21 protein-coding genes and 1 tRNA gene are annotated in these 19,184 nt (G+C 68.9%); 12 read left to right on the top strand and 10 right to left on the bottom strand.

Translation table 11 applies throughout. The features are described from left to right. Positions 1 to 92 precede the first annotated feature (92 nt). Positions 93 to 251: a DUF7563 family protein gene (locus tag ACYQZ5_RS02530; protein WP_202594681.1), complete on the top strand. Its 159-nt coding sequence runs from the start codon at positions 93 to 95 to the stop codon at positions 249 to 251. Positions 252 to 335: 84 nt separating this feature from the next. On the opposite strand, the gene ACYQZ5_RS02525 is transcribed toward ACYQZ5_RS02530, so the two are convergent. The 5 genes from ACYQZ5_RS02525 to ACYQZ5_RS02505 all read right to left on the bottom strand — a co-directional run bounded on the left by ACYQZ5_RS02525 (position 336) and on the right by ACYQZ5_RS02505 (position 4,824). Beyond that, complete coding sequence (locus ACYQZ5_RS02525) at positions 336 to 2,210, bottom strand: FAD-binding protein (protein WP_459845033.1); 1,875 nt, start codon at positions 2,208 to 2,210, stop codon at positions 336 to 338. A gap of 1 nt (position 2,211) precedes the next feature. After that, the gene (locus ACYQZ5_RS02520) at positions 2,212 to 3,096 is read right to left on the bottom strand and encodes a succinate dehydrogenase/fumarate reductase iron-sulfur subunit (RefSeq protein ID WP_379732005.1); all 885 of its coding nucleotides are present in this window, start codon (positions 3,094 to 3,096) and stop codon (positions 2,212 to 2,214) included. A 2-nt stretch (positions 3,097 to 3,098) separates the two neighbouring features. Then, on the bottom strand, positions 3,099 to 3,467 hold the full coding sequence (locus tag ACYQZ5_RS02515) for a succinate dehydrogenase/fumarate reductase transmembrane subunit (protein ID WP_379732004.1): 369 nt from the start codon (positions 3,465 to 3,467) through the stop codon (positions 3,099 to 3,101). A 1-nt stretch (position 3,468) separates the two neighbouring features. Next, positions 3,469 to 3,861 (bottom strand): succinate dehydrogenase, cytochrome b556 subunit, encoded by a 393-nt coding sequence (gene sdhC / locus ACYQZ5_RS02510; protein WP_379732003.1) that lies wholly within the window; start codon positions 3,859 to 3,861, stop codon positions 3,469 to 3,471. 111 nt (positions 3,862 to 3,972) lie between these two features. Continuing rightward, positions 3,973 to 4,824, bottom strand: coding sequence for a HoxN/HupN/NixA family nickel/cobalt transporter (locus tag ACYQZ5_RS02505; protein ID WP_379732002.1), 852 nt, complete (start codon positions 4,822 to 4,824; stop codon positions 3,973 to 3,975). Positions 4,825 to 5,356: 532 nt separating this feature from the next. Between ACYQZ5_RS02505 and ACYQZ5_RS02500 the strand changes: the two genes are divergently transcribed. From ACYQZ5_RS02500 to ACYQZ5_RS02480, 5 genes are all read left to right on the top strand, one after another. Then, a complete protein-coding gene (locus ACYQZ5_RS02500) occupies positions 5,357 to 6,133 on the top strand; it encodes an SDR family oxidoreductase (protein WP_379732263.1) in 777 nt (258 codons plus the stop codon). A 43-nt stretch (positions 6,134 to 6,176) separates the two neighbouring features. Beyond that, positions 6,177 to 6,833: a DUF4396 domain-containing protein gene (locus ACYQZ5_RS02495; protein ID WP_379732261.1), complete on the top strand. Its 657-nt coding sequence runs from the start codon at positions 6,177 to 6,179 to the stop codon at positions 6,831 to 6,833. 66 nt (positions 6,834 to 6,899) lie between these two features. Beyond that, the gene (locus tag ACYQZ5_RS02490; RefSeq protein ID WP_379732260.1) at positions 6,900 to 7,862 is read left to right on the top strand and encodes a succinylglutamate desuccinylase/aspartoacylase family protein; all 963 of its coding nucleotides are present in this window, start codon (positions 6,900 to 6,902) and stop codon (positions 7,860 to 7,862) included. A 44-nt stretch (positions 7,863 to 7,906) separates the two neighbouring features. After that, positions 7,907 to 7,991, top strand: a tRNA-Leu gene (locus tag ACYQZ5_RS02485). A 204-nt stretch (positions 7,992 to 8,195) separates the two neighbouring features. Next, the gene (locus ACYQZ5_RS02480) at positions 8,196 to 8,378 is read left to right on the top strand and encodes a DUF8015 family protein (RefSeq protein ID WP_379818438.1); all 183 of its coding nucleotides are present in this window, start codon (positions 8,196 to 8,198) and stop codon (positions 8,376 to 8,378) included. A gap of 207 nt (positions 8,379 to 8,585) precedes the next feature. On the opposite strand, the gene ACYQZ5_RS02475 is transcribed toward ACYQZ5_RS02480, so the two are convergent. Together ACYQZ5_RS02475 and ACYQZ5_RS02470 are read right to left on the bottom strand one after the other, a co-directional pair. Beyond that, a complete protein-coding gene (locus tag ACYQZ5_RS02475) occupies positions 8,586 to 9,941 on the bottom strand; it encodes an LLM class flavin-dependent oxidoreductase (protein WP_379732655.1) in 1,356 nt (451 codons plus the stop codon). Between the two features lie 545 nt (positions 9,942 to 10,486). Beyond that, entirely contained in the window at positions 10,487 to 11,707 is a 1,221-nt protein-coding gene (locus ACYQZ5_RS02470) for a carboxylate--amine ligase (RefSeq protein ID WP_379730522.1), read from the bottom strand. Between the two features lie 130 nt (positions 11,708 to 11,837). Between ACYQZ5_RS02470 and ACYQZ5_RS02465 the strand changes: the two genes are divergently transcribed. Together ACYQZ5_RS02465 and ACYQZ5_RS02460 are read left to right on the top strand one after the other, a co-directional pair. Then, positions 11,838 to 12,362, top strand: a complete 525-nt coding sequence (locus ACYQZ5_RS02465; RefSeq protein ID WP_379730523.1) for a DUF5813 family protein — start codon at positions 11,838 to 11,840, stop codon at positions 12,360 to 12,362. A 129-nt stretch (positions 12,363 to 12,491) separates the two neighbouring features. After that, the gene (locus tag ACYQZ5_RS02460; protein ID WP_379730524.1) at positions 12,492 to 12,812 is read left to right on the top strand and encodes a DUF7991 family protein; all 321 of its coding nucleotides are present in this window, start codon (positions 12,492 to 12,494) and stop codon (positions 12,810 to 12,812) included. A gap of 13 nt (positions 12,813 to 12,825) precedes the next feature. Here ACYQZ5_RS02460 and tmk read toward each other — a convergent pair whose 3' ends face one another. Beyond that, entirely contained in the window at positions 12,826 to 13,419 is a 594-nt protein-coding gene (gene tmk, locus ACYQZ5_RS02455) for a dTMP kinase (protein ID WP_379730525.1), read from the bottom strand. A gap of 112 nt (positions 13,420 to 13,531) precedes the next feature. Here tmk and ACYQZ5_RS02450 point away from each other — a divergent pair, with 112 nt between their 5' ends. The 4 genes from ACYQZ5_RS02450 to ACYQZ5_RS02435 all read left to right on the top strand — a co-directional run bounded on the left by ACYQZ5_RS02450 (position 13,532) and on the right by ACYQZ5_RS02435 (position 17,586). Continuing rightward, entirely contained in the window at positions 13,532 to 14,416 is an 885-nt protein-coding gene (locus ACYQZ5_RS02450) for a complex I NDUFA9 subunit family protein (protein WP_379730526.1), read from the top strand. A 66-nt stretch (positions 14,417 to 14,482) separates the two neighbouring features. After that, positions 14,483 to 16,144: a histidine kinase N-terminal 7TM domain-containing protein gene (locus tag ACYQZ5_RS02445; RefSeq protein ID WP_459845026.1), complete on the top strand. Its 1,662-nt coding sequence runs from the start codon at positions 14,483 to 14,485 to the stop codon at positions 16,142 to 16,144. A 42-nt stretch (positions 16,145 to 16,186) separates the two neighbouring features. Further along, complete coding sequence (locus ACYQZ5_RS02440; protein ID WP_379730528.1) at positions 16,187 to 16,939, top strand: MBL fold metallo-hydrolase; 753 nt, start codon at positions 16,187 to 16,189, stop codon at positions 16,937 to 16,939. After that, complete coding sequence (locus ACYQZ5_RS02435) at positions 16,936 to 17,586, top strand: DNA-3-methyladenine glycosylase family protein (RefSeq protein WP_379730529.1); 651 nt, start codon at positions 16,936 to 16,938, stop codon at positions 17,584 to 17,586. The genes ACYQZ5_RS02440 and ACYQZ5_RS02435 overlap by 4 nt, the downstream gene beginning before the upstream one ends. A gap of 34 nt (positions 17,587 to 17,620) precedes the next feature. Here ACYQZ5_RS02435 and ACYQZ5_RS02430 read toward each other — a convergent pair whose 3' ends face one another. Both ACYQZ5_RS02430 and ACYQZ5_RS02425 read right to left on the bottom strand, forming a co-directional pair. After that, on the bottom strand, positions 17,621 to 18,280 hold the full coding sequence (locus tag ACYQZ5_RS02430; RefSeq protein ID WP_379730530.1) for a DUF7504 family protein: 660 nt from the start codon (positions 18,278 to 18,280) through the stop codon (positions 17,621 to 17,623). Further along, a complete protein-coding gene (locus tag ACYQZ5_RS02425) occupies positions 18,273 to 19,148 on the bottom strand; it encodes a GAF domain-containing protein (RefSeq protein WP_379730531.1) in 876 nt (291 codons plus the stop codon). The genes ACYQZ5_RS02430 and ACYQZ5_RS02425 overlap by 8 nt, the downstream gene beginning before the upstream one ends. Between the last annotated feature and the right edge of the window lie 36 nt (positions 19,149 to 19,184).

Raw genomic sequence — 19,184 nt, 5'->3', positions numbered from 1 at the left:
CTGGGGCTACCCGCCCGAGAGCGGCGTCGCCCGCCGGGCTGTGACGGTCTCGCAAGGCAAGCTTTACATATATCTTCAAGTAAATTAGAACGATGCCCGAATGCCAGAACTGTAGTTCGTTCGTCACGCGGCGGTACGTCCGGGTGTTCACTCCCGAGGGGCAGGAGACGCCTCGGGTCTGTCCCTCCTGTGAAGACAAGATCCGGGACGGCAGCGACGTACGCGCCGCGCGTTCGACGCGAGGGAACTGAGAGGTAGACGGGTCTTTTCGGCGCTCGAACCGCGGTCGCGGGGAACACCCCGCGGCAGTCGGTCGACGAAAACGGGAACCGCAGTCAGTAGCTCCGCTCTTTCGGCTCGTAGGTCTTGGCCTCGCCTTCGAGCACCGCCGGCTTGTACCAGAGGCCGGGGCTGCCGTCGTTCCAGGACAGCATCGTGTGCTTGAGCCACTCGTCGTCCTTGCGCTCCTGGTGCTCCTTGCGCCAGTGGGCGCCGCGGAACTCGTCGCGGGCCAGCGCGCCGACGGTGATCGCCTCGGCCACGTCGAGCAGGTTCCGGGTCTCGATCGTGTGGATCAGGTCGGTGTTGTAGGTGCGCGAGGGGTCCTCGACGGTGACGTGCTGGTAGTCCTTCCGGGCCTCGCGGATGTCTTCCAGCGCGTCTTTCAGCGCGCCCTCCTCGCGGAACACGTTCACGTTCTCGGTCATCGTCTCCTGTAGCTCCGAGCGGACCTCGGCGTGGTTGATCCCCTCCTCCTTCTCGAGCAGGTAGTGGACCCGGGTGCGCTCGGCCTGCACCGCCTGTTCGACGACGCCGTCGGCGTCCTCGGCGTCGACCGCGGGGTCACTGTCGCCGGACGGCGACGTCGCGCCGCCGTCAGCCAGCGCGCCCTTCTCCGAGGAGGGGAGGTCGGCCTCGCCCAGCGGCACCGGCGAGACGTTCTCGCCCTCCTCGCTATCCTCGTCCCAGCCGGTGGTGATCTTCGGCTCCTCGTCGACGGCGCCGGCGGCGTGCCGGCCCGCGCGGGCACCGAACACGGCGAGTTCGGGCAGCGCGTTGCCGCCGAGCCGGTTGGCGCCGTGGACCGACGCACACGCACACTCGCCGACGGCGTAGAGACCGTTCACGCAGGTCGACCCCCACTCGTCGGTCTCGATGCCGCCCATCGCGTAGTGCTGGCCGGGCTTGACGGGCATCGGCTCCTCCAGCCCGTCGACGCCCTCGAAGTCCTCCGCGAGGTGGAGGATGTTCTCCAGTCGGTCGAGGATGCGGTCCTCGCCGAGGTGGCGCATGTCGAGGTGGACGTACTCGTCCTCGATCCCGCGGCCGTTGTTCACCTCGTTGAGTTCGGCGCGGGAGACCACGTCGCGGGAGGCGAGTTCGCCGTCGTTGTTGGCGTAGCCGCCCTCGAACATGAACCGCTCGCCCTCGCTGTTGTAGAGGATCCCGCCCTCGCCGCGGACACCCTCCGAGATGAGCACCCCCGTCGAGGGGAGCGTCGTCGGGTGGAACTGGATCATCTCCATGTCTTCGATCGGGACGCCGGCGCGGTAGGCCATCGCGACGCCGTCGCCGGTGTTGGCGATGGCGTTGGTGGTGTGGTCGTACACCTGCCCGAGCCCGCCGGTCGCGAGGATCACGCCGTCGCGGGCGCGGAACCCCTCGATCTCGCCGCGCTTGATGTCGTAGGCGACGACGCCGTGGCAGTCCCGCTCCTCGGGCTCGTCCTCGTCGGTGACCGCGAGCCGGGTGACGTACCACTCGTCGTACACCTCGATCCCGCGTTTGACCACCTGCTCGTACATCGTGTGGAGCATGTGGTGGCCGGTCTCGGCGCCGGCGTAGGTGGTCCGCGGGAAGGAGAGGCCGCCGAACGGTCGCTGGGAGACCTGCCCGTCCTCGTCGCGGGAAAAGGCCATCCCCCAGTTCTCGAGTTGGATCGTCTCTTTCGGACTCTCGCGGGTCAGCGCCTCCACCGCGGGGGCGTCGCCGAGGTAGTCCGATCCCTTCATCGTGTCGTAGGCGTGGTCGCGCCAGTCGTCGCCCTCGCGCAGCGCGGCGTTGATGCCGCCCTCCGCCGCGCCCGTGTGGGAGCGGACGGGGTGGAGCTTGGTCACCATCGCCACGTCCGCGCCGTTCTCCTGTGCGGCGATCGCCGCGCGGAGCCCGGCGCCGCCGGCGCCGACCACGATGACGTCGTACTCTCTCATCTTACCAGAACTTCAGGTTGGATTTGACTGCCTCCCGCTTGAGCTCCTGAATGTGCTCGGTCAGCGGGATGTCCTTCGGACAGACTTCGGTACAGGAGAACTGGGTCTGACAGCGCCAGACGCCGTTCTCCTGCTCGATCAGCTCCATGCGGTGCTCCTTCATCTCCTCGCCCTCCCGGTCGTCCATCGCGAAGCGGTACGCCTTGTTGATCGCCGCCGGGCCGAGGTACTCCTCGCCGGCCGCGATGTTGCAGGAGGACATGCAGGCGCCACACCAGATACACCGGGTGGACATCTTGATCTTCTCTCTGTTCTCCGGGGTCTGGAACTGCTCTTCCAGCTCGTCGTCGGGCGTCTCGTCGGTCTGGAAGTACGGCTCGACCGCCTCCATCTGGTCGTAGAAGTGCTCCATGTCGACGACGAGGTCCTTCACCACGTCCTGGTGGGGGAGCGGCTCGACGCGGACCACGTCGCCGTCGAGATCGGCGATCTGGGTCTGGCAGCCGAGGCGCTGGCGGCCGTTGATAAAGAGCGCGTCGGAGCCACAGACCGCCTGCCGGCAGGAGTGCCGGAACGTGAGCGAGGAGTCGTACGTGTCCCGGGCCGCGATCAGCGCGTCGAGGACGGTCATCCCCTTCTCGAAGGGGATCTGGAACGTGTCGAAGCGCGGTTCGGCCTTCGCCTCGACCTCGGGGTCGTAGCGGAACACCTTCAGGGTGACCGCGTCCTCGCCGAGGTCGGGTTCGGCCTCGGCCTCCTCACGCTCGCGCTCGGCGGCGCGGGCGGCCTTCTCCGCGCGGCGGCGGTCGCCGGGGCTCTCCGGCTCGGCCTCCGGCGTCGATTCGGTCTCGTCGTCGGTTTCGGGTGGTTCGGTTTGCGTGCTCATAGTTAGAACAGGTTGGTCCAGACGAGCGCGGTTCGCAGCCCTTGGACGATCAGCACGAGGCTGGCGACCGCCAGCACCGCCGTGATCGCGGTCCGCTTCCAGCCGTCGACGCCGTCGCGGTGGACGAGCGTGTTGTGAATCCCGTTGACGCCGTGGAACGTCGCCGTCAGCAGGAACAGCACCATCAGCGAGAAGTACGTCCACGTGCTCATCCGGGCGGAGGTGCCCGCGAAGGTCACGTCGGCGGCGTGGTTCACGAAGTGGAGGAGGAAGAAGTGGAACGCGAGCACGACCACGAGGAACGCCGCCGTGATGCGCTGGAGCAGCCACTTCCGCCCCGATCGGTCGAACGAGGAGTAGTGTTCCGCCATCTCAGAACACCCCCGAGACGAACGTCGGGACGCTGGCGACGGTGATCGCGCCCGTGATCACCAGCGACGCGTAGAAGCTCTCCTCCTGTGCCTCCAGCCCCTTGCCGAGGTCGATGAACAGCAGCCGGACCCCGTTGAGGATGTGGAACACCGCCACCGCGAGCAGGCCCACCTCCAGCAGGCGCACGATGGCGAGGCTCTCGAGCCCGACGATGGTGTCGTTGTACATCCCCGGGTTCTGGAGCGCCGTCGAGAGCACGGCGATGTGTGTGAAGAGGTAGCCGATGAGGACCCAGCCGGTGAACTTGTGGAACAGCCACGCCCACATGCCGGCAGTGAACGAGCGCCACCGCCCGAAGTCCTCGACGGTTCCCCGATCGTACGACTGACTCATGTAACAAGTTCACTCGGTTCGCGGAGGGTATAGAAGTTACCGTCTCGGTTACGCCGGCCGCCGAACGTGTTCCCCGTCGGCTGTCGATATTCCCCGAATCGACGCGCCGATTCAGAACAGTCCCGAGACGAACCCGACCCCCATCACGATCAGCACGGCGGCCGAGAACGCCGGGAGGTAGGGCGTGAACCGCTCGACGCGCTCCTCGTGGTGTTCGTACCCCGCGACCAGCAGCATCGTGAACCCGACGATCCCCGCGATCACCGTCAGCGCGTAGGCGCTCATCAGCTCCAGACAGTGGGCCGAGCCGGCACACAGCGCGATGATCTCGAACTCCTCCTCGTGGGCGAACCCGAGCAGAAACGCGAACCACGCGATCCCGAACAGCCCGCGCTCGGCCGCCTCGTCACCGCTGGCGTGGCTGTGGCCGCCGACGAACGGGAGCGCCGTCTTGACTCGATCCCACCAGCCGTCGTCGTCGTGGTGATCGTCGTGCTCGTGGTGTGGGCCGTCGTGATGGTGGCCGTCGTCGTCGTGCTCGTGATGGTGGTGACCGTGATCGCCGTGCTCGTGCTCATCGTGTTCTTCGCCGTCGTCGTGTCCGCCGTGGCCGTGGCTGTGCCCGCCGTAGTACTCGCGCAGTCCGAGCAGGATCAGCAGGACGCCGGCGACGAGGCTGACCGGGCCGCCGATCGTGATCCCGTCGACGACCGTGATCGGCTCGTTGACCTGCGTGAGGCTGAAGTACGATTTGGCGTAGAAGAACACCCCAACCATCGCGATGCTGCTGATCAGGTGGCCCGTGCCGAGGATCAGGCTGGCCGCGAAGCCGTAGAGCCACTTGTTCGACTGATCCAACGCGTAGGAGGCCGCGACCGGCCAGCCGTGTCCGGGCTCGACCCCGTGGACGGCGCCGAGTGCGACGGCGCCGACGAGTAGGCCGACCGCTTCGCCGTGGAGCATATCCGGTAGCCGTGGAGGGAGGCGTTTAGAGGTTGGCAAGGCGGAGATTGGTGGCTGGGAAGTAGTTCGGTTCGCTGCTTCCGCAACTGCGAACAGCAACAGCATCTCGTTCGTAGACCACTTGCGACCGCACCGCCCCGCACAGCCCACAGGCCTCCCCAGCCGACTCCTTCCCTCGTTTCACTCGGTCAGTCGTCCCTCGCGCTCGGCTCGCCCACGGAGGGGCTCGCGCTTCGCGCCGACCGCCGGCTGCGGTGCGGTGGCGGTGGACGCCGCGGGCCGGCAGTCGTCGCCGGCCCGCGGGGAGGGGTGGGGACTCGGCGCTGTGCCGAGCCTCGTGCTCGGCACCCTGCGGTCACAAGTTGCCAACGATCGAGCTGCTGTTGCGGTCGCAGTTTCAGTTGTCGGCGATGGATGTCACTGCTGTCGTCACCCCCGGGAAGTTCACACACCGAGCAACGGTATCCAAGTACCCACCACCCACGAATCAGCGGCCACACCGTTCACGTCGCTCCGTGCCAAACGCCCACGCATGGACCTGACAGACCGCGTCGCCGTTGTCACCGGCGGCGCCAGCGGAATCGGCCGGAAGACGGCGATCCGGATGGCCGAACGCGGCGCCGACGTGGTGATCGCCGACGTGCGCGAAGAACCACGGATCCCGGACTCGGCAGGCGGCGCCGAGGACCCGCGCCCGACACACGAGTACATCGACGACGAGACCGACCGCGAGGGCCACTTCGTCGAGTGCGACGTGCGCGAGCGCGATGACCTCCGCGTCGCCGTCGAGGCCGCCGAGTCACTGGGCGGAATCGACGTGATGGTGAACAACGCCGGCGTGTTCCGGACGATCCCGTTCGCGGAGATCAGCGAGGAGGAGTACGACCGGATGATGGAGATCAACGCCAAGGGCGCGTTCTTCGGCACGCAGGTCGCCGCCGAGGCGATGGAGGAGGGGGCGGTCGTCAACCTCGCCTCGATCGCGGCGCTCCACGGAACGGGGAACCATCCCGTCTACTCGGCGTCGAAGGCCGCGGTTCAGAACCTCACGAAGTCGATGGCCGACGCGCTCGGGCCGGAGATCCGGGTGAACTGCGTGCTCCCGGGGGTGATCGACACCGCGATGACCCGGGAGGACGTGCCGACCGTCGGCGGCCAGCGCGCCGAGCGCTACGCGGACGAGATCCCGCTGGCGCGCTTCGGCGACCCGGACGACGTGGCCGACGCGATCTGCTTTCTCGCCAGCGACGCCGCGAGCTACGTCTCCGGTGCGGGGCTGCCGGTCGACGGCGGGCTGAGTGCGGTCTGACGGCCGCCACGCCCAAACGGCTCGGCGGGATACCCACGTCGCGATGAGCCTCCAGCAGGCGTTCCACGAGCTCGTGACGCTCGAACTGGTGCTCGCGTGGCTCGCGGTCTCCCTCGTCTCCGTCGGGGTGCTCTGGGTCGACCTCCGACGGAACAACGAGGCGCTCCCGTCGATGATGAAGCTCGTCTGGACGCTCACGGTGCTCTACTCGGCGGTGCTCGGGCTGGCGGTGTACTGGTACAGCGGCCGGACCCAGATTCCCGAGGACAGCTTCCTGCGGCGGGGAATGCGCTCGACGGCCCACTGCTACTCCGGCTGCGGGGTGGGTGAGGTGCTCGGCGTCACGCTCGCGGCCGGGATCCTCCTGTTGAGCACGCTCGGCGTCGCCGCCACCACGTTCGCGTTCGCCTACACGTTCGGCGTCGCGTTCACCGTCGGCCCGCTGCTGCAGGAGGGCGTCGGACTCCGCGAGGCGCTCACCGACGCGGTGTACAGCGAGTCCGGCAGCATCGTGGCGATGGAGACCGTCGCGATCGGTTCGGACATCTACCTCGCCGGCGAGTCGACGATGGGCGAGCCGGTGTTCTGGGCGTCGCTGGCGGTGTCGCTCTCGCTGGGCTTTCTCGCAGCCTACCCAGTCAATCTGGGGCTGCTCCGGCTCGGCGTGAAGGAGGGGATGGGCGACCCCTCCGAGATGTGACCGAGCACGTTCGCGGGGAACGGATCGGCCGGTGGGCCAAAGGCCCCCGCGCTCCTGACTCCGACCATGCACGACACGGAGCGGATCACGCTGGCGCGGCTCCCCTCGGGCGTCGAACTGGAGACGACCGTCCACACGTACGGCGACGGCGACGGGCCGACGCTGTACGTGCAGGCGGCCCAACACGGCCGCGAGATCAACGGGAGCGAGGTGCTCCGGCGGCTCCACGGCGAACTGCTCGCGCGGGAGGACGATTTCTCCGGCACGCTGATCGCCGTCCCCGTCGCCGACCCGATCACGTTCGATCGCGTCTCCTACACCGCGCCGGAGGCGCTGGACTCGGTGAACGCGAACATGAACCGCTGCTGGCCCGGCGACGAGGACGGGACGCTCCACGAGCGGATGGCGGCGACGCTGTGGGAGTACGCCGGCGACGCCGACGCGATCGTCGACCTCCACACCGGCGGGAAGGAGATGCTGAGCCACACCGTCTACCTGAAAGGCGACGCGGAGTGTCGTGCGCTCGCGGAGGCGTTCGGCCACGACCTCCTGCTCGCCGAGGCAGCGGGCGAGGACGCCGACGCGGAGTGGGCCGACCGGAACTTCGGCGGGAAGCTCCGGGTCGCCGCCACCCAAGAGGGGATTCCGACGATCACGCCCGAACTCGCCCACAACACCGAACTGGTCGAGGACGCCATCGACGCCGGCGTCGCGGGGATGCTCGACACGCTCCGTCATCTCGACATGCTGCCGGGGGAGCCGGCGCCGACGAACGCCACGGTCGCACGGAACCACCTCGGCCGAGTGAAAGCCGACGACTCGGGGCTGTTCCACGTCGACGGCGACGTGGAACTCGGCGACTACGTGGAGCCGGGCGACCACGTCGGCGCCGTCCACGACCCCACGAGCTACGAGGTGCTGCAGGAGGTGACCGTCGACCGCGAGGGGATCGTCTACTCGCTGGAGCGGGAGGCGACCGTGACCGCGGGGTCGACGCTGGTCGGGGTCGCGCTGCCGCTGGCGGAGTAGGCGACCGAAACCGACTTCCGGGATTGCTGGGTATCTCGGGCCGCGCGAGGGTGGCCGAGTCAGGACAAAGGCGGCGGGCTTAAGACCCGCTCCCGTAGGGGTCCGTGGGTTCGAATCCCTCCCCTCGCATCGTCTCCGAACGACAGTGAGGAGCGATGCGTATCGGGGATTCGAAGCAGGGAGGTCGCGCGCAGCGAACGGAATGAGCGAGCACGTCCGACTGTGGTTCGAATCCCTCCCCTCGCATTTTCCGGGGCGATCGGTAGGAAGCGCCGAGATCGGTGCCGTCGCGGCACAAAGCCTTTCGGGAGCGCCTAATTAGATATAATTAGAATGCTCGGTGGCCTCGCGCGTCCGGACTACCATCTACTCTTCATCCCGTCCGCGCTGCTGTGTGGGATCGTGGCGGCCGTGCTCTCGCCGCTGTCGCTCGGCGCCGGCGCGGGCGTCGGGTCGCTGCTCGCGAGCGCCGCCGTCGTCGACGGCCTCGCACTCAACCCGCCGACGGAGAACTGAGTCGTCGCTGATCGAGTAAGTTTCAGCGAAAACGGGCCGCGCCGCCGCGAAAAAGCGCGGCGGCGCGAGCCCGGTTGGTCCCCGCTGACGCTTCGGCCCTCCAAAGCGAAGCGTCACCTGAACCATGTGGGTGGAGGAACTTAAACCTATTCGCTACCGGAACTACGTGACGGCTTCCGAAAGAACCGCCGGACTGCGGCGGACTCGCTACTGTCGTGCCGGGTGGTCGGCGGGGAGCCGAGACTGCCCCTCACCGTAGAGCCGTTCTCGGAGCGTCTCGCCCTCGTACTCCGTGCGGAACAGCCCCCGGTCCTGTAGCTCCGGGACGACCTGATCCACGAAGTCGTCGAGGCTGCCCGTGCGGACCGCCTCCTTCACGTTGAAGCCGTCGACGCCGACCTCCTCGTGCCAGTAGACGAGTTCGTCGGCGACCTGCTCGGGCGTCCCGACGACGATGGGCGAGGTCGAACCGAGGCCGGAGAACTCCGCAACCTCCCGCACCGTCCAGTCGTGGTCGGGGTCGGACTGCGTGAACGCGTTCATCGTCCCCTGGATCGCTTGGGTCTCGATGTGCTCGACCTTCTGGTCGGGGTCGAGTTCGGAGAGATCCATGTCGAGGAAGCCCGAGAGCAGCGCCAGCGTCGACTCCACGTCGACCGACTCCTTCAGCGCCTCGTACTTCGCTTCCGCTTCTTCCTCCGTGGGCGCGACGACCGGGACGATCCCGATGAAGAACGCGATCGCGTCCTCGTCGCGGCCGGCGTCGGCGGCGCGGGACTTGACATCCTCCATGTACTCCACCACCCCCTCCTCGGTCGGCTGGGAGCAGAACACCGCCTCGGCGTTGTTCGCGGCGAAGTTCCGGCCGTACTCCGAGGAGCCGGCCTGATAGATCACCGGCGTGCGCTGGGGCGACGGCTCGGAGCCGTGCGGGCCGGGCACGTCGAAGAATTCGCCCTCGTGGTCGATACTGTGGACCTTCTCCGGGTCGGTGTAGCGGCCTGCGTCGGCGTCCCGGATGACTGCGTCGTCCTCCCACGAATCTTCCCAGAGCGCGTAGCAGACGTCGAGGAACTCGGCGGCGCGCTCGTAGCGCGTCTCCTTCTCCATGCGCTCGTCGAGGCCGAGGTTCGCGGCGGCGGATTCGAGGTAGGAGGTGACGACGTTGAACGCCACGCGGCCGTCGGTGAGGTGATCGAGCGTGGAGAACTCCCGAGCGAGCTGGTAGGGGTGGTTGTAGGTGGTGGACTTGGTGATCGCGAAGCCGAGGTCCTCCGTGGCCTCGGCCATCGCCGGCACCACGAGCGCGGGGTCGTTCGACGGCGTCTGGACGGCCTTCTCGATCGCGGTCTCGCGGTCGCCGCCGTAGACGTCGTAGATCCCGCGGACGTCGGCGAAGAACACGGCGTCGAAGTTGCCGCGCTCGGCGGTGCGGGCCACGTCGGTCCAGTACTCTCGATCGGTGTACTCGTGCGAGCGGTCGCCCTCCCGGCGCCAAGTGCCGGGCGAGACGTGCTCGACGGAGTTCATCGTGAAGAGGTTGAGGTGGAGCCGGTCGCTCATCTTGGTTACGTGTTGGGGTCTGAGGGTTAGGAACTACCGGATGCCGGCGAAACGGTGGGGTTTCGCGGTCGTGATCGTTTGGTCGTGTTCTCGTTGTACCCCTCTAGGGAGACCGTGACTGGATTTCGTTCGTCGGCTACTGCAACCGCGACAGCATCTCGTTCGTTGGCCACTTGCGACCGCAGGGCGCCGGACACAGGGTCCGGCGCAGCACCGAGTCCCCGCCCCTCCCCCGCGGGCCGGCGACCGCTGCCGGCCCGCGGCGTCCACCGCCACCGCACCGCGGTCGCGGTGGCGCGCGACGTGAGCGCCTCCGTGCGCGAACGAGCGCGCGAGGGACGAACGAGCGAACGGACGTGAGCGAGTGAGTCGGCTGGGGAGGTGTGAGGGCTGTGCGGAGCGGTGCGGTCACAAGAGGTCTAGCGACGAACTGCTGTTGCTGTCGCGGTCGCAGTGGCCAACAATCGAAAATGCCACAATCGCGAGCACAACACCACCCGAACAAATCGAACCACCCACCGAAACTCTGCCCCAAACGAATCGACCTAACAGGAACAGTAGTACTCCCGGTCCGTGAACTCCGTGTCCAGCAACTGCGCGACTGGCGCCGGATCGCTGGGCCGGTAGACGCCCGTCGTCAGATTCCCACTATCCTCGAACGCGCCCGAGACCAGCGACACCCAGTCCTCCGTATCGAGCACGTCCCAGAACGTCTCCTCGCTCGCGAGCAGCGTCAGGTAGTCCCGCAGGTACACCCACCGCCCGTCGTCGATCTCGCCCGGCTCGAACGTCTCCCCCACCGTGTCGGCGTACGCCGCGTACGGGAGGTTCGCGCCGACCGAGACGGGCAGCGAGATCCACTTCCAGGGCCGGGTGTTGATGTCCAGCAGCACGTACTCCTCGCGGTCCTGGTCGTAGACGAACTCCGACTCGCTGATCCCGTGGTAGCCGGCGTCCTCGATCACCGAGAGCGCCCGCGCCTCGATCTCCGGGGCGTCGACGGTCTCGACCAGACAGGACGTGCCGAACTCCAGCGGGAAGCGCACCGCGGCGTTCCCGACCACCGCGAGCGGCTCGCCCTCCGCGGGCACGTATGACGCGAGCGAACGGTCCTTTCCGGTGGCGATGTTCACCTTCTCCTGCAGCATCACCTCGACGCCGGCCGCGTCGGCGGCCTCGAGTACGTCGTGCAGTTCCTCGCTCGTCGCGACCTCGACGACGTTGCTGCCGATCGCCTCCTCGCCCTCACGCTTCCGGGCGGGCTTGACGACGAGCGGGAACCCCAGTTCCTCGGCGGCGGCGGCGGGGTCGGTCTCCACGGGGAAGTACGTCTCCGGGTAGGGGACGCCCAACTCCTCCGCGCGGCGGTAGAGGCGCGTCTTGTCGAGCACGCTGACGTGGTTCTCCCACGGCAGGTGGACGTTCTCGACGCCGGCGTCGGCGAACCCGTGGACCCACTCGTCCATGCAGCCGAAGGCGACGACCTCGCCGGCGGCGTCAGCGATCGCGGCAAGATCGTCCGCGAACCCCTGCGGATCGTCGAGCGGGTAGCGCACTCGCCCGGCGAAGTCGATCGCGTCGGAGGGGTACGCGACCCCGTCGGCCATCTGGTCGACGGCGATGACGGGCACCCCGTGGGCGTCGAGCGCGCGGGCGACGCTCAGCCCCGTGATGTGTGCGTTCGCGACCACCGCTGGCGTACGATCGAACTCGGCGTCGTCGACGGCGTCGACGAGCGCGTCGGTGTCGAGGAACTGCTCGGCCATACCCGCCGTTCGATGCCGGGAGGGAAAAGCTCCGCCGAACCGGCAGTTCGACGGCCGTTCCGGGATCGCTCTTGGGGCCGTACGCCCCCGGAAGGGACGCGCTTATTCGCCGCAATCACGTGGAACGGGTATGAGCGAGCTACCCGACAGAGCCCGGCGGGCGTTCCGCCGCCACGACGCGTTCGCGGCCGAGAGCGACGCCGAGGACCGGTTCGCCGCCACCGCCACCCCCTTCGAGGGGACCGTCGCCGCCGAACCCGGCGAGGGCGGTGAGATCCGGTTCGAGATCGTCGTCCGCGTCCCGATGTTGGACGAGGTGACCGAGAGCGACGTGGCCCCGGTCGTCGAGGAGGGCTGGTACGAGACGTTCGAGCGCCGCCTCGACGGCATCGGCGGCGGCGTGCTCGCGGGCGACCACGAGCTCGAACCGACCGTCACCGAGACGGTCCACGAGGGGACGCGAACCGCCGAGGTCCGGGCCGGATTCACGGACATCGACCCGGCTCGGGGCGTCGACGACGCCGCCGCGGTCGTCGACTTCGTCGAGGGGACGTTCGTGCAGGGCGTGATCCCCGGCTACGACTACACCGAGCCCGTCTCGAGCATCCTGACCGAGGCGCGGCGGGCAGGCGGCAGCGACGGGATCGAACAGTAGGAGGCGGCAACGGTCAGCCGCCGGTGTCTCAGTCGGAGGCGGCAACGGTCAGCCGCCGAAATCTCAGTCGTAAACGGTCGCCGACCGACAGCGACAACGAAAAGGTCACGCGGCACCGAGAGCCGGGTAATGGCTTCGGCGCTCTCGATCGGGTTCCTGCTCGCGCTCGTCGCGGCCCACACCCTCCTCGCGGCGGTGCTCACGCGCTACTTCCGGATCGCGCTCGATACCCGCGGGGGGGCCGCGGTGTTCACCGTCACCGGGATCCCCGTGGTGTTGCTGGGCTCGACGTACCTGTTCTCGGGGCTGTTGGGTCTCGGTCCCGATCTCGCGAGCCCCGCGATCGTGCTCACCCTGCTCGTCGCGGTCCCGATCGGACTGGGCGCGCTCGTCGACGTGCTCTACGTTCCCCCACCAGAAGACGTGGACCTCCCCGAGACGTGGGAGTAGCGACCGCCGCCGCTCACTCGTGTTCGTCCAGTAGCCGGTCGACCGCGTCCTCCACCGCCGCGATCACGTCCTCCGGCGACTGCGTGCCGTCGACGCGCACGAACCGCTCGGGCTCGGCCTCGATCAGGCGCTCGTAGTTCGACTCCACCTGCGCGAGGAAGGCGGCGTCCTCGAACTGGTTCGCCGAGCCGCTCCGGGCCGCCGCCGTCTCCGGGTCCACGTCGATGTAGATGGTCGCGTCCGGCGGTTCGGTGAAGGCGGCGTGGATCCCCCGGATGTACTCAAGCGGGCGCTTGAGCTCGCTGCCCGAGAGCGCCGCGGCCTGATACGCGTACCGCGAGTCGGAGTAGCGGTCCGAGATCACCAGTTCGTCGTTCTCCAGCGCGGGCCGAACCGTCCGCGAGAGGTGGTCGGCGTGGTCGGCGGTGAACAGGAACAGCGTCGCCAGCGGGTCCGCGTCGTCGTCGTCGATGGCGCGGTTCACGGCGTCGCCGTACCACGACTCCGTTGGCTCCCGGGTGAACGTCGCCTCGGGGTGGGAGTCGTGGAGGGCCTCCCAGACGGTGGTCTTCCCGCTCCCGTCCAGCCCCTCCAGCGTGATGAGCATGGACGGAGGGTGTTCGTCGCGGGATTAAGGCGCGTCGGTCCGGGGCTGCTGCCACCACGGACGGCCGCCGCTGCCGCCGCCATTTAAGTTCGTGTGCGCCCACTTCACACGTATGGAGATACTCGTCGCCGGCGGTGACGGCTTCATCGGTCGCCCGCTCTGTACCGAACTCGTCGAGCGGGGCCACGACGTGACCGCGATGTCCCGCAGCGAGCCGGAGGAGTCGCTGCCCGACGGCGTCAGCCACGCGACGGGCGACGTGACCGACTACGACTCGATCGAGTCGGCCGTCGACGGCCACGACGCGGTGGTGAACCTCGTCGCGCTCTCGCCGCTGTTCACCCCCAGCGGCGGCGAGGGGAAACACTTCGAGGTCCACCTCGAGGGGACGAAGAACCTCGTCGCCGCCGCCGAGGAAGCGGGCGCCGATCGGTTCCTCCAGCAGAGTGCGCTGGGCGCCGACCCCGACGGGCCGACTCACTACATCCGGGCGAAGGGGCAGGCCGAGGCAGTCGTCCGCGACTCCGACCTCGACTGGACGATCACCCGCCCCTCGGTGGTGTTCGGCGAGGGCGGGGAGTTCGTGAAGTTCACCAAACTGCTCGCGCCGCCGTACATCACGCCGCTGCCCGGCGGCGGGAAGACGCGGTTCCAGCCCATCCACGTCGGCGACCTCGTCCCGATGCTCGCCGACGCCGTGCTGGAGGACAACCACGTCGGCGAGACGTACGACATCGGCGGCCCGGAGAAGCTCACGATGGCGGAAGTCGCGCGTCTGGGTCACCGTGCGGACGGTCGCGGGGTGAACGTGCTCCCGATCCCGATGTCGCTGTCGAAGATCGGACTCTCGGCGCTCGACTACGTCCCGGGGTTCCCGTTCGGGAGCGACCAGTACCGCTCGCTGCAGATGGACAACACCGTCGACGACAACGACGTGTCCGCGTTCGGTGTCGACGAGGAAGATCTCACCACGCTCTCGTCGTTCCTCGACGGTTAGCTGACACGTCGGGGACCGCTGCCCCGGTACTTTTTCACCCCACCCACCTGACCCCACGGTCGTACCATGGCGTGGGCTCCGGGGCTGCCGTCGCTGCTGCTGTTCGGCGTCAGCACGCTCTCCGCGCTGCTGGCGGTGGCGGTCCGGCGGAACCGAAGCGAGCGCTACGTCGGCGGGTTCGTCGCACTGGTCACCGTCATCGGGACGTGGGCGTTCAGCTACGGCGTCCAGCTCGGGTTCGCGGCCCGGCCGGAACAGCTCGCGTGGTGGCAGCTGACGCTCGCAGTTGCGGGGTTCATCCCCACCGTGTGGCTGCTGTTCGCGCTGCGCTACGCCGGCAAGGGCGAGTGGCTCACCCGGGCCGCCCGCCTGGCGATGGTGTCCGAACCCGCCGTGTTCGCGGCGTTCGTGCTCACCAACCCTCGGCACGGCCTGATCTGGTCCGACCTCGATCTCGCCGCCACCGGCGTCATCCGCGTGTTCGCCCCGGAGTTCGCGCTCGGCTACTACGTCCACATGGCCTACGCCTACGCGATCATCGGGTTCGGGATCTACCTCGTCCTCCGGACGGCGGCCCGGTCCTCCGAGCTCTACCACCGACAGGCGGCCACGCTGCTGGCCGCGGTGGTGCCGCCGTTGTTCGCGAACGCCGCGTTCACGTTCGGTGCCAGTCCGGTGCCCGGCCTCGACCTCACGCCGTTCACGTTCGGCGCCACCGTCACGCTGATCGGGGTCTCGCTGTTCCGATTCGACCTGCTCGACCGGACGCCGATCGCCCGGGAGGCGGCGCTGGACGTGGTCGGGAACGGGCTGGTCGTGCTCGACGCCGAGGGGATGGTCGTCGACGCCGACGAGCGCGCGCGGCGGGTGCTGACGCCCGCGCCCACCGCCGGCGACCACATCTCCGCCGTCTTCCCCGACACGCCCCTCTCCCGACTCTCGGGGACGACCGTCGACGGGGAGACGGAGGGGATCCGCCGCACCTACGAGGTGCAGGTCTCGTCGCTGCGGGACGCCGAGGACACCCTCACCGGCTACGCGCTCGTGCTGCGGGACGTGACCGACCGCCGCGCGTACGAACAGCGGCTGCAGGTCGCCAACCGCGTGCTCCGGCACAACCTCCGCAACGACATGAACGTCGTCCACGGCCTCGCCGAGCGGATCGAGTCGGGCGAGGCCGACGATCCGGCGGCGATCGCGGCGCAGGTCCAGTCGAAAGTCGACGGCGTGGTCGCGACCAGCGAGAAGGTCCGGGAGATGACGCGGATCGAGCCCTCGTCGGTCGAGGCGGCCGAGCCGGTCGATCTCGGGCAGGTCGCCGAGGAGGTCGTCGCGCGGTTCGACGCCGAACACGCGATCGTCGAGTCCGATCTCCCGGGGACGCGGGCCGCCGTCACCGACGAGGCCGCGCTCACGACGGCGCTGCGGAACCTCCTCGAGAACGCCGTCGAGCACAACGACGGCGACCAGCCGTGGGCGCGGCTCCGGATCGAGGAGGCTGACGGGACGGTCCGCCTCCGCATCGACGACGATGGGCCGGGGATCCCCGCGGAGGAACGGGAGGTGCTCAGACGCGAGGCCGAGACGCCGCTGAAACACAGCCGGGGGCTGGGGCTCTGGCTCGCCTCATGGAGCGCCCGCGCGGCCGGCGGCGAACTCAGCATCGAGTCCACGGGGCCTGACGGGACGACAGTCCTGATCGAGTTCCCCGCCGCCGACCGGAAGTAACCGACCGTACAGCCTTTCCCCGCCGGCCGCCCACTGGCGTCCATGCGCGTCACGCTGCTGGGGACGGGGAGCGCCATGCCGCTGCCCGACCGCGTCCAGACCGGACTCCTGCTCGAACGCGACGACCGGGCGCTGCTGGTCGACTGCGGCGCCGGCGTCCTCCACCGCCTCTCGGAGTCACACGTGGGCTACGAGGACGTGTCGACGGTGCTGCTGACCCACCACCACCTCGACCACGTCAGCGACCTGCTCGCGCTGCTGAAGGCGCGGTGGCTCGCCGGCGAGGAGTACCTCGAAGTGATCGGCCCGTCGGGGACGAAGGCGCTGGTCGACGACCTGCTCTCGGTCCACGACTACCTCGACGGCCGGGTCGACCTCTCGATCCGGGAGGTGAGCGCCGACAGCGAGTTCGAGGCCGCCGGCTTCGAGATCGCGACCCACGAGACGGTCCACTCGATGGACTGTCTGGCCTACCGATTCGCGAGCGAGGGGAGCGACGGCGAGTTCACGTTCGGCGCCGACGGCGAGGCCAGCGCGTCGATCGCCCGCTTCGCCGACGGCTCGGAGGTGCTGCTGCACGACTGCTCGTTCCCCGACGAGGTGGACGTGGACAACCACCCGACGCCGACGCAGTTGGGCGAGGCGCTGGCCGGGACCGACATCGACCGCTTGCTGCTCACGCATCTCTACCCCCACACCGAGGGGAAACACGACGAGATGATCGAGAGCGTCGAGCGCGCCGGCTTCGACGGCGACGTGTCGATCGCCGAGGACGGGATGCGCTTCGAAGTATGACGGTGGGACCCGACGACGTGAGCGACGACGACGCGTACGACCGCCTCCGCGAGGACGAGTACCTCGGCCCGATCGTCGCCGAGGTCGGTCCCGTCTCGATCGACCCCGCGGAGGACGCCTTCGAGCGCCTGATCGTCTCGATCCTCCGCCAGCAGGTGTCGATGGCGTCGGCGGCGGCGACGCGGGAGCGCCTGTTCGACGCGGTCGAGGTGACGCCCGAGGGGATCCGCGCCGCGGACGACGAGATTCTGCGCGACGCCGGGCTCTCCCGACAGAAGACGCGGTACGTCAACGAGATTGCCGACTCGTTCGCCGAGGCGGGGTGGACTCGCGACGACTTCGCGGCGATGGCCGACGACGAGGTGCGCGAGACGCTCACCGATATCACCGGCGTCGGGCCGTGGACCGCGGACATGTTCCTGCTGTTCGTGCTCGGCCGCCCGGACGTGTTCCCCGTCGGCGACCTCGGCGTCCGGGAGGGGCTGAAGACGCTCGTAGATCACCACGGCGAAGACCCCGAGATGACCCGCGGGGAGATGCGCGAGTTCGCGGCGCGCTGGGAACCGGTGCGGAGCTACGCGGCGCTGTACCTCTGGCAGGTCGAGGAGGAGCTCGGGGAGCGTGCTGGCGACGTGGTTTCGGAGTGAGGGCGGCCGGGGACGGGCGACAGCCCGCGACTGCTTAGCTATCCTTCCGAGCCGGATCGAACGTCCGCCACTCCCGTGGGTGTCCGGCCAGCCCACGCGTCCGGAGTTCGGGGCCGTCGTCCCCCTCGCGAACGTCGATCCGGCCGGTACAGAACTGCGAGAGCGTCCTGACGGTCTGGTCGTCGTGGATCGCGGGGTCGATCAGCAGCACGCCGAGACCGTCGAGCGCGTCGATGCGCCCGACGAGCGTGTGGACGAACCGCGAGACCGTCTTGAGGTCGCCGAAGGAGAGCAGCGTCGACAGCGAGAACAGCCCCGTGCGGACGCGATCGATCCCGGAGCGCTCGAACTCGCGGTGGACGTCGGAGTAGCGCATCCCGATCCCCGTCAGGTCCGAGGGTCCCGACACCGGGAGCACCCGCGCCGGCACGTCCGCGTCCTCGTCGCCGACGCAGTCGAGGATCGCCGTGCTGTCGGCGGTAAGCTCCAGCCCCACGTGCTCGCAGTCGGCGGCGATGCGCCGCGAGCGTCGGTTGGTGGTGACGACGATCGCCCCCTCGCCGGAGGGACCGGCGAGCATCCCGAGACCGAGTTCGCGCGCCCCCGAGTGGGCCGGGCCGGCCAACAGGACGGTCGTCCCCGGCCGGATCGGGTCGAGCGGGAGCCCTGGGAACGCGTAGCCGTCGTCACTCATCGGCTACCTCCGTCTCCCGCCGGTCGCGACGGAGCGTCAGTTGATCCATCGCCTCCGCGCCGAGCAGTTCGAGCAGCTCCCGGTCGCGCGTCGAGAACTCCCGCGGCGCGTCGTCGTAGATGCAGAACGTCCCGACGGCCTCGCCCTCGGGCGTTTGGAGCAGGCTGCTGGCGTAGAACCGGATGTTCGCGGCCTGCAGCCCCTCGTTCTCATCGAACCGCGGGTCCGCCTGCACGTCCTCGATCACGGTCACGCCGTCGTCGAGCAGCGCGTACGTACAGACGGTGTCTTCGCGGTCCATCGGGTCGAGCGAGATGCCGTGACAGGCAAGGAAGCGCTGTTCGTGAGCGTCGATCAGCCCGACAGCGGCGGCGTCGACGCCGAACAGTTCGGTCGCGATCTCGGTCAGTCGGTCGAACGACTCACCCAGCGCCTCCGGTTCGACGGCGTAGCGCTCCAGGGCGGCCAGTCGGGCCTCCTCGTTCTCGGGCAGCGGGTAGGCTGTCTGACTCCGGAACGCGACGGCGTGCTCGACGAGATCGAGCAGGTCCGCGCGGGCCTCGGGCGCGTCCTTCGGCACGTACTCGACGACGATGTCGCCGAACGCGGCGGTATCGATCTCCTCGATCGGCAGGTCGGTGAACAGGAAACAGGGGGTGTCGGGGACGGTCTCGCGGACGTCACGGACGAGCTCCAGTCCGGTCCCGTCGGGCAGCGACTGTTCGGTGACGAGCGCGTCGAGATCGTCGTCGACGTGCTCGCGAGCGGCCGCGATCGTCGCCGCTTCCGCGACGGTGAACCCGGCGTCCCGCAGCGTCTCGGCCGTCGCCTCCCGCGAGGCGGCGTCCGAGTCGACACAGAGCAGCATACCCCTTACTCAGTGGAGGGGGGTTAGGAAACTGGT

The sequence above is a fragment of the Halolamina salina genome (assembly GCF_054653455.1).
The sequence above is the reverse complement of the archived record's forward strand: the minus strand, read 5'-3'. Positions and strand labels throughout refer to the sequence as shown.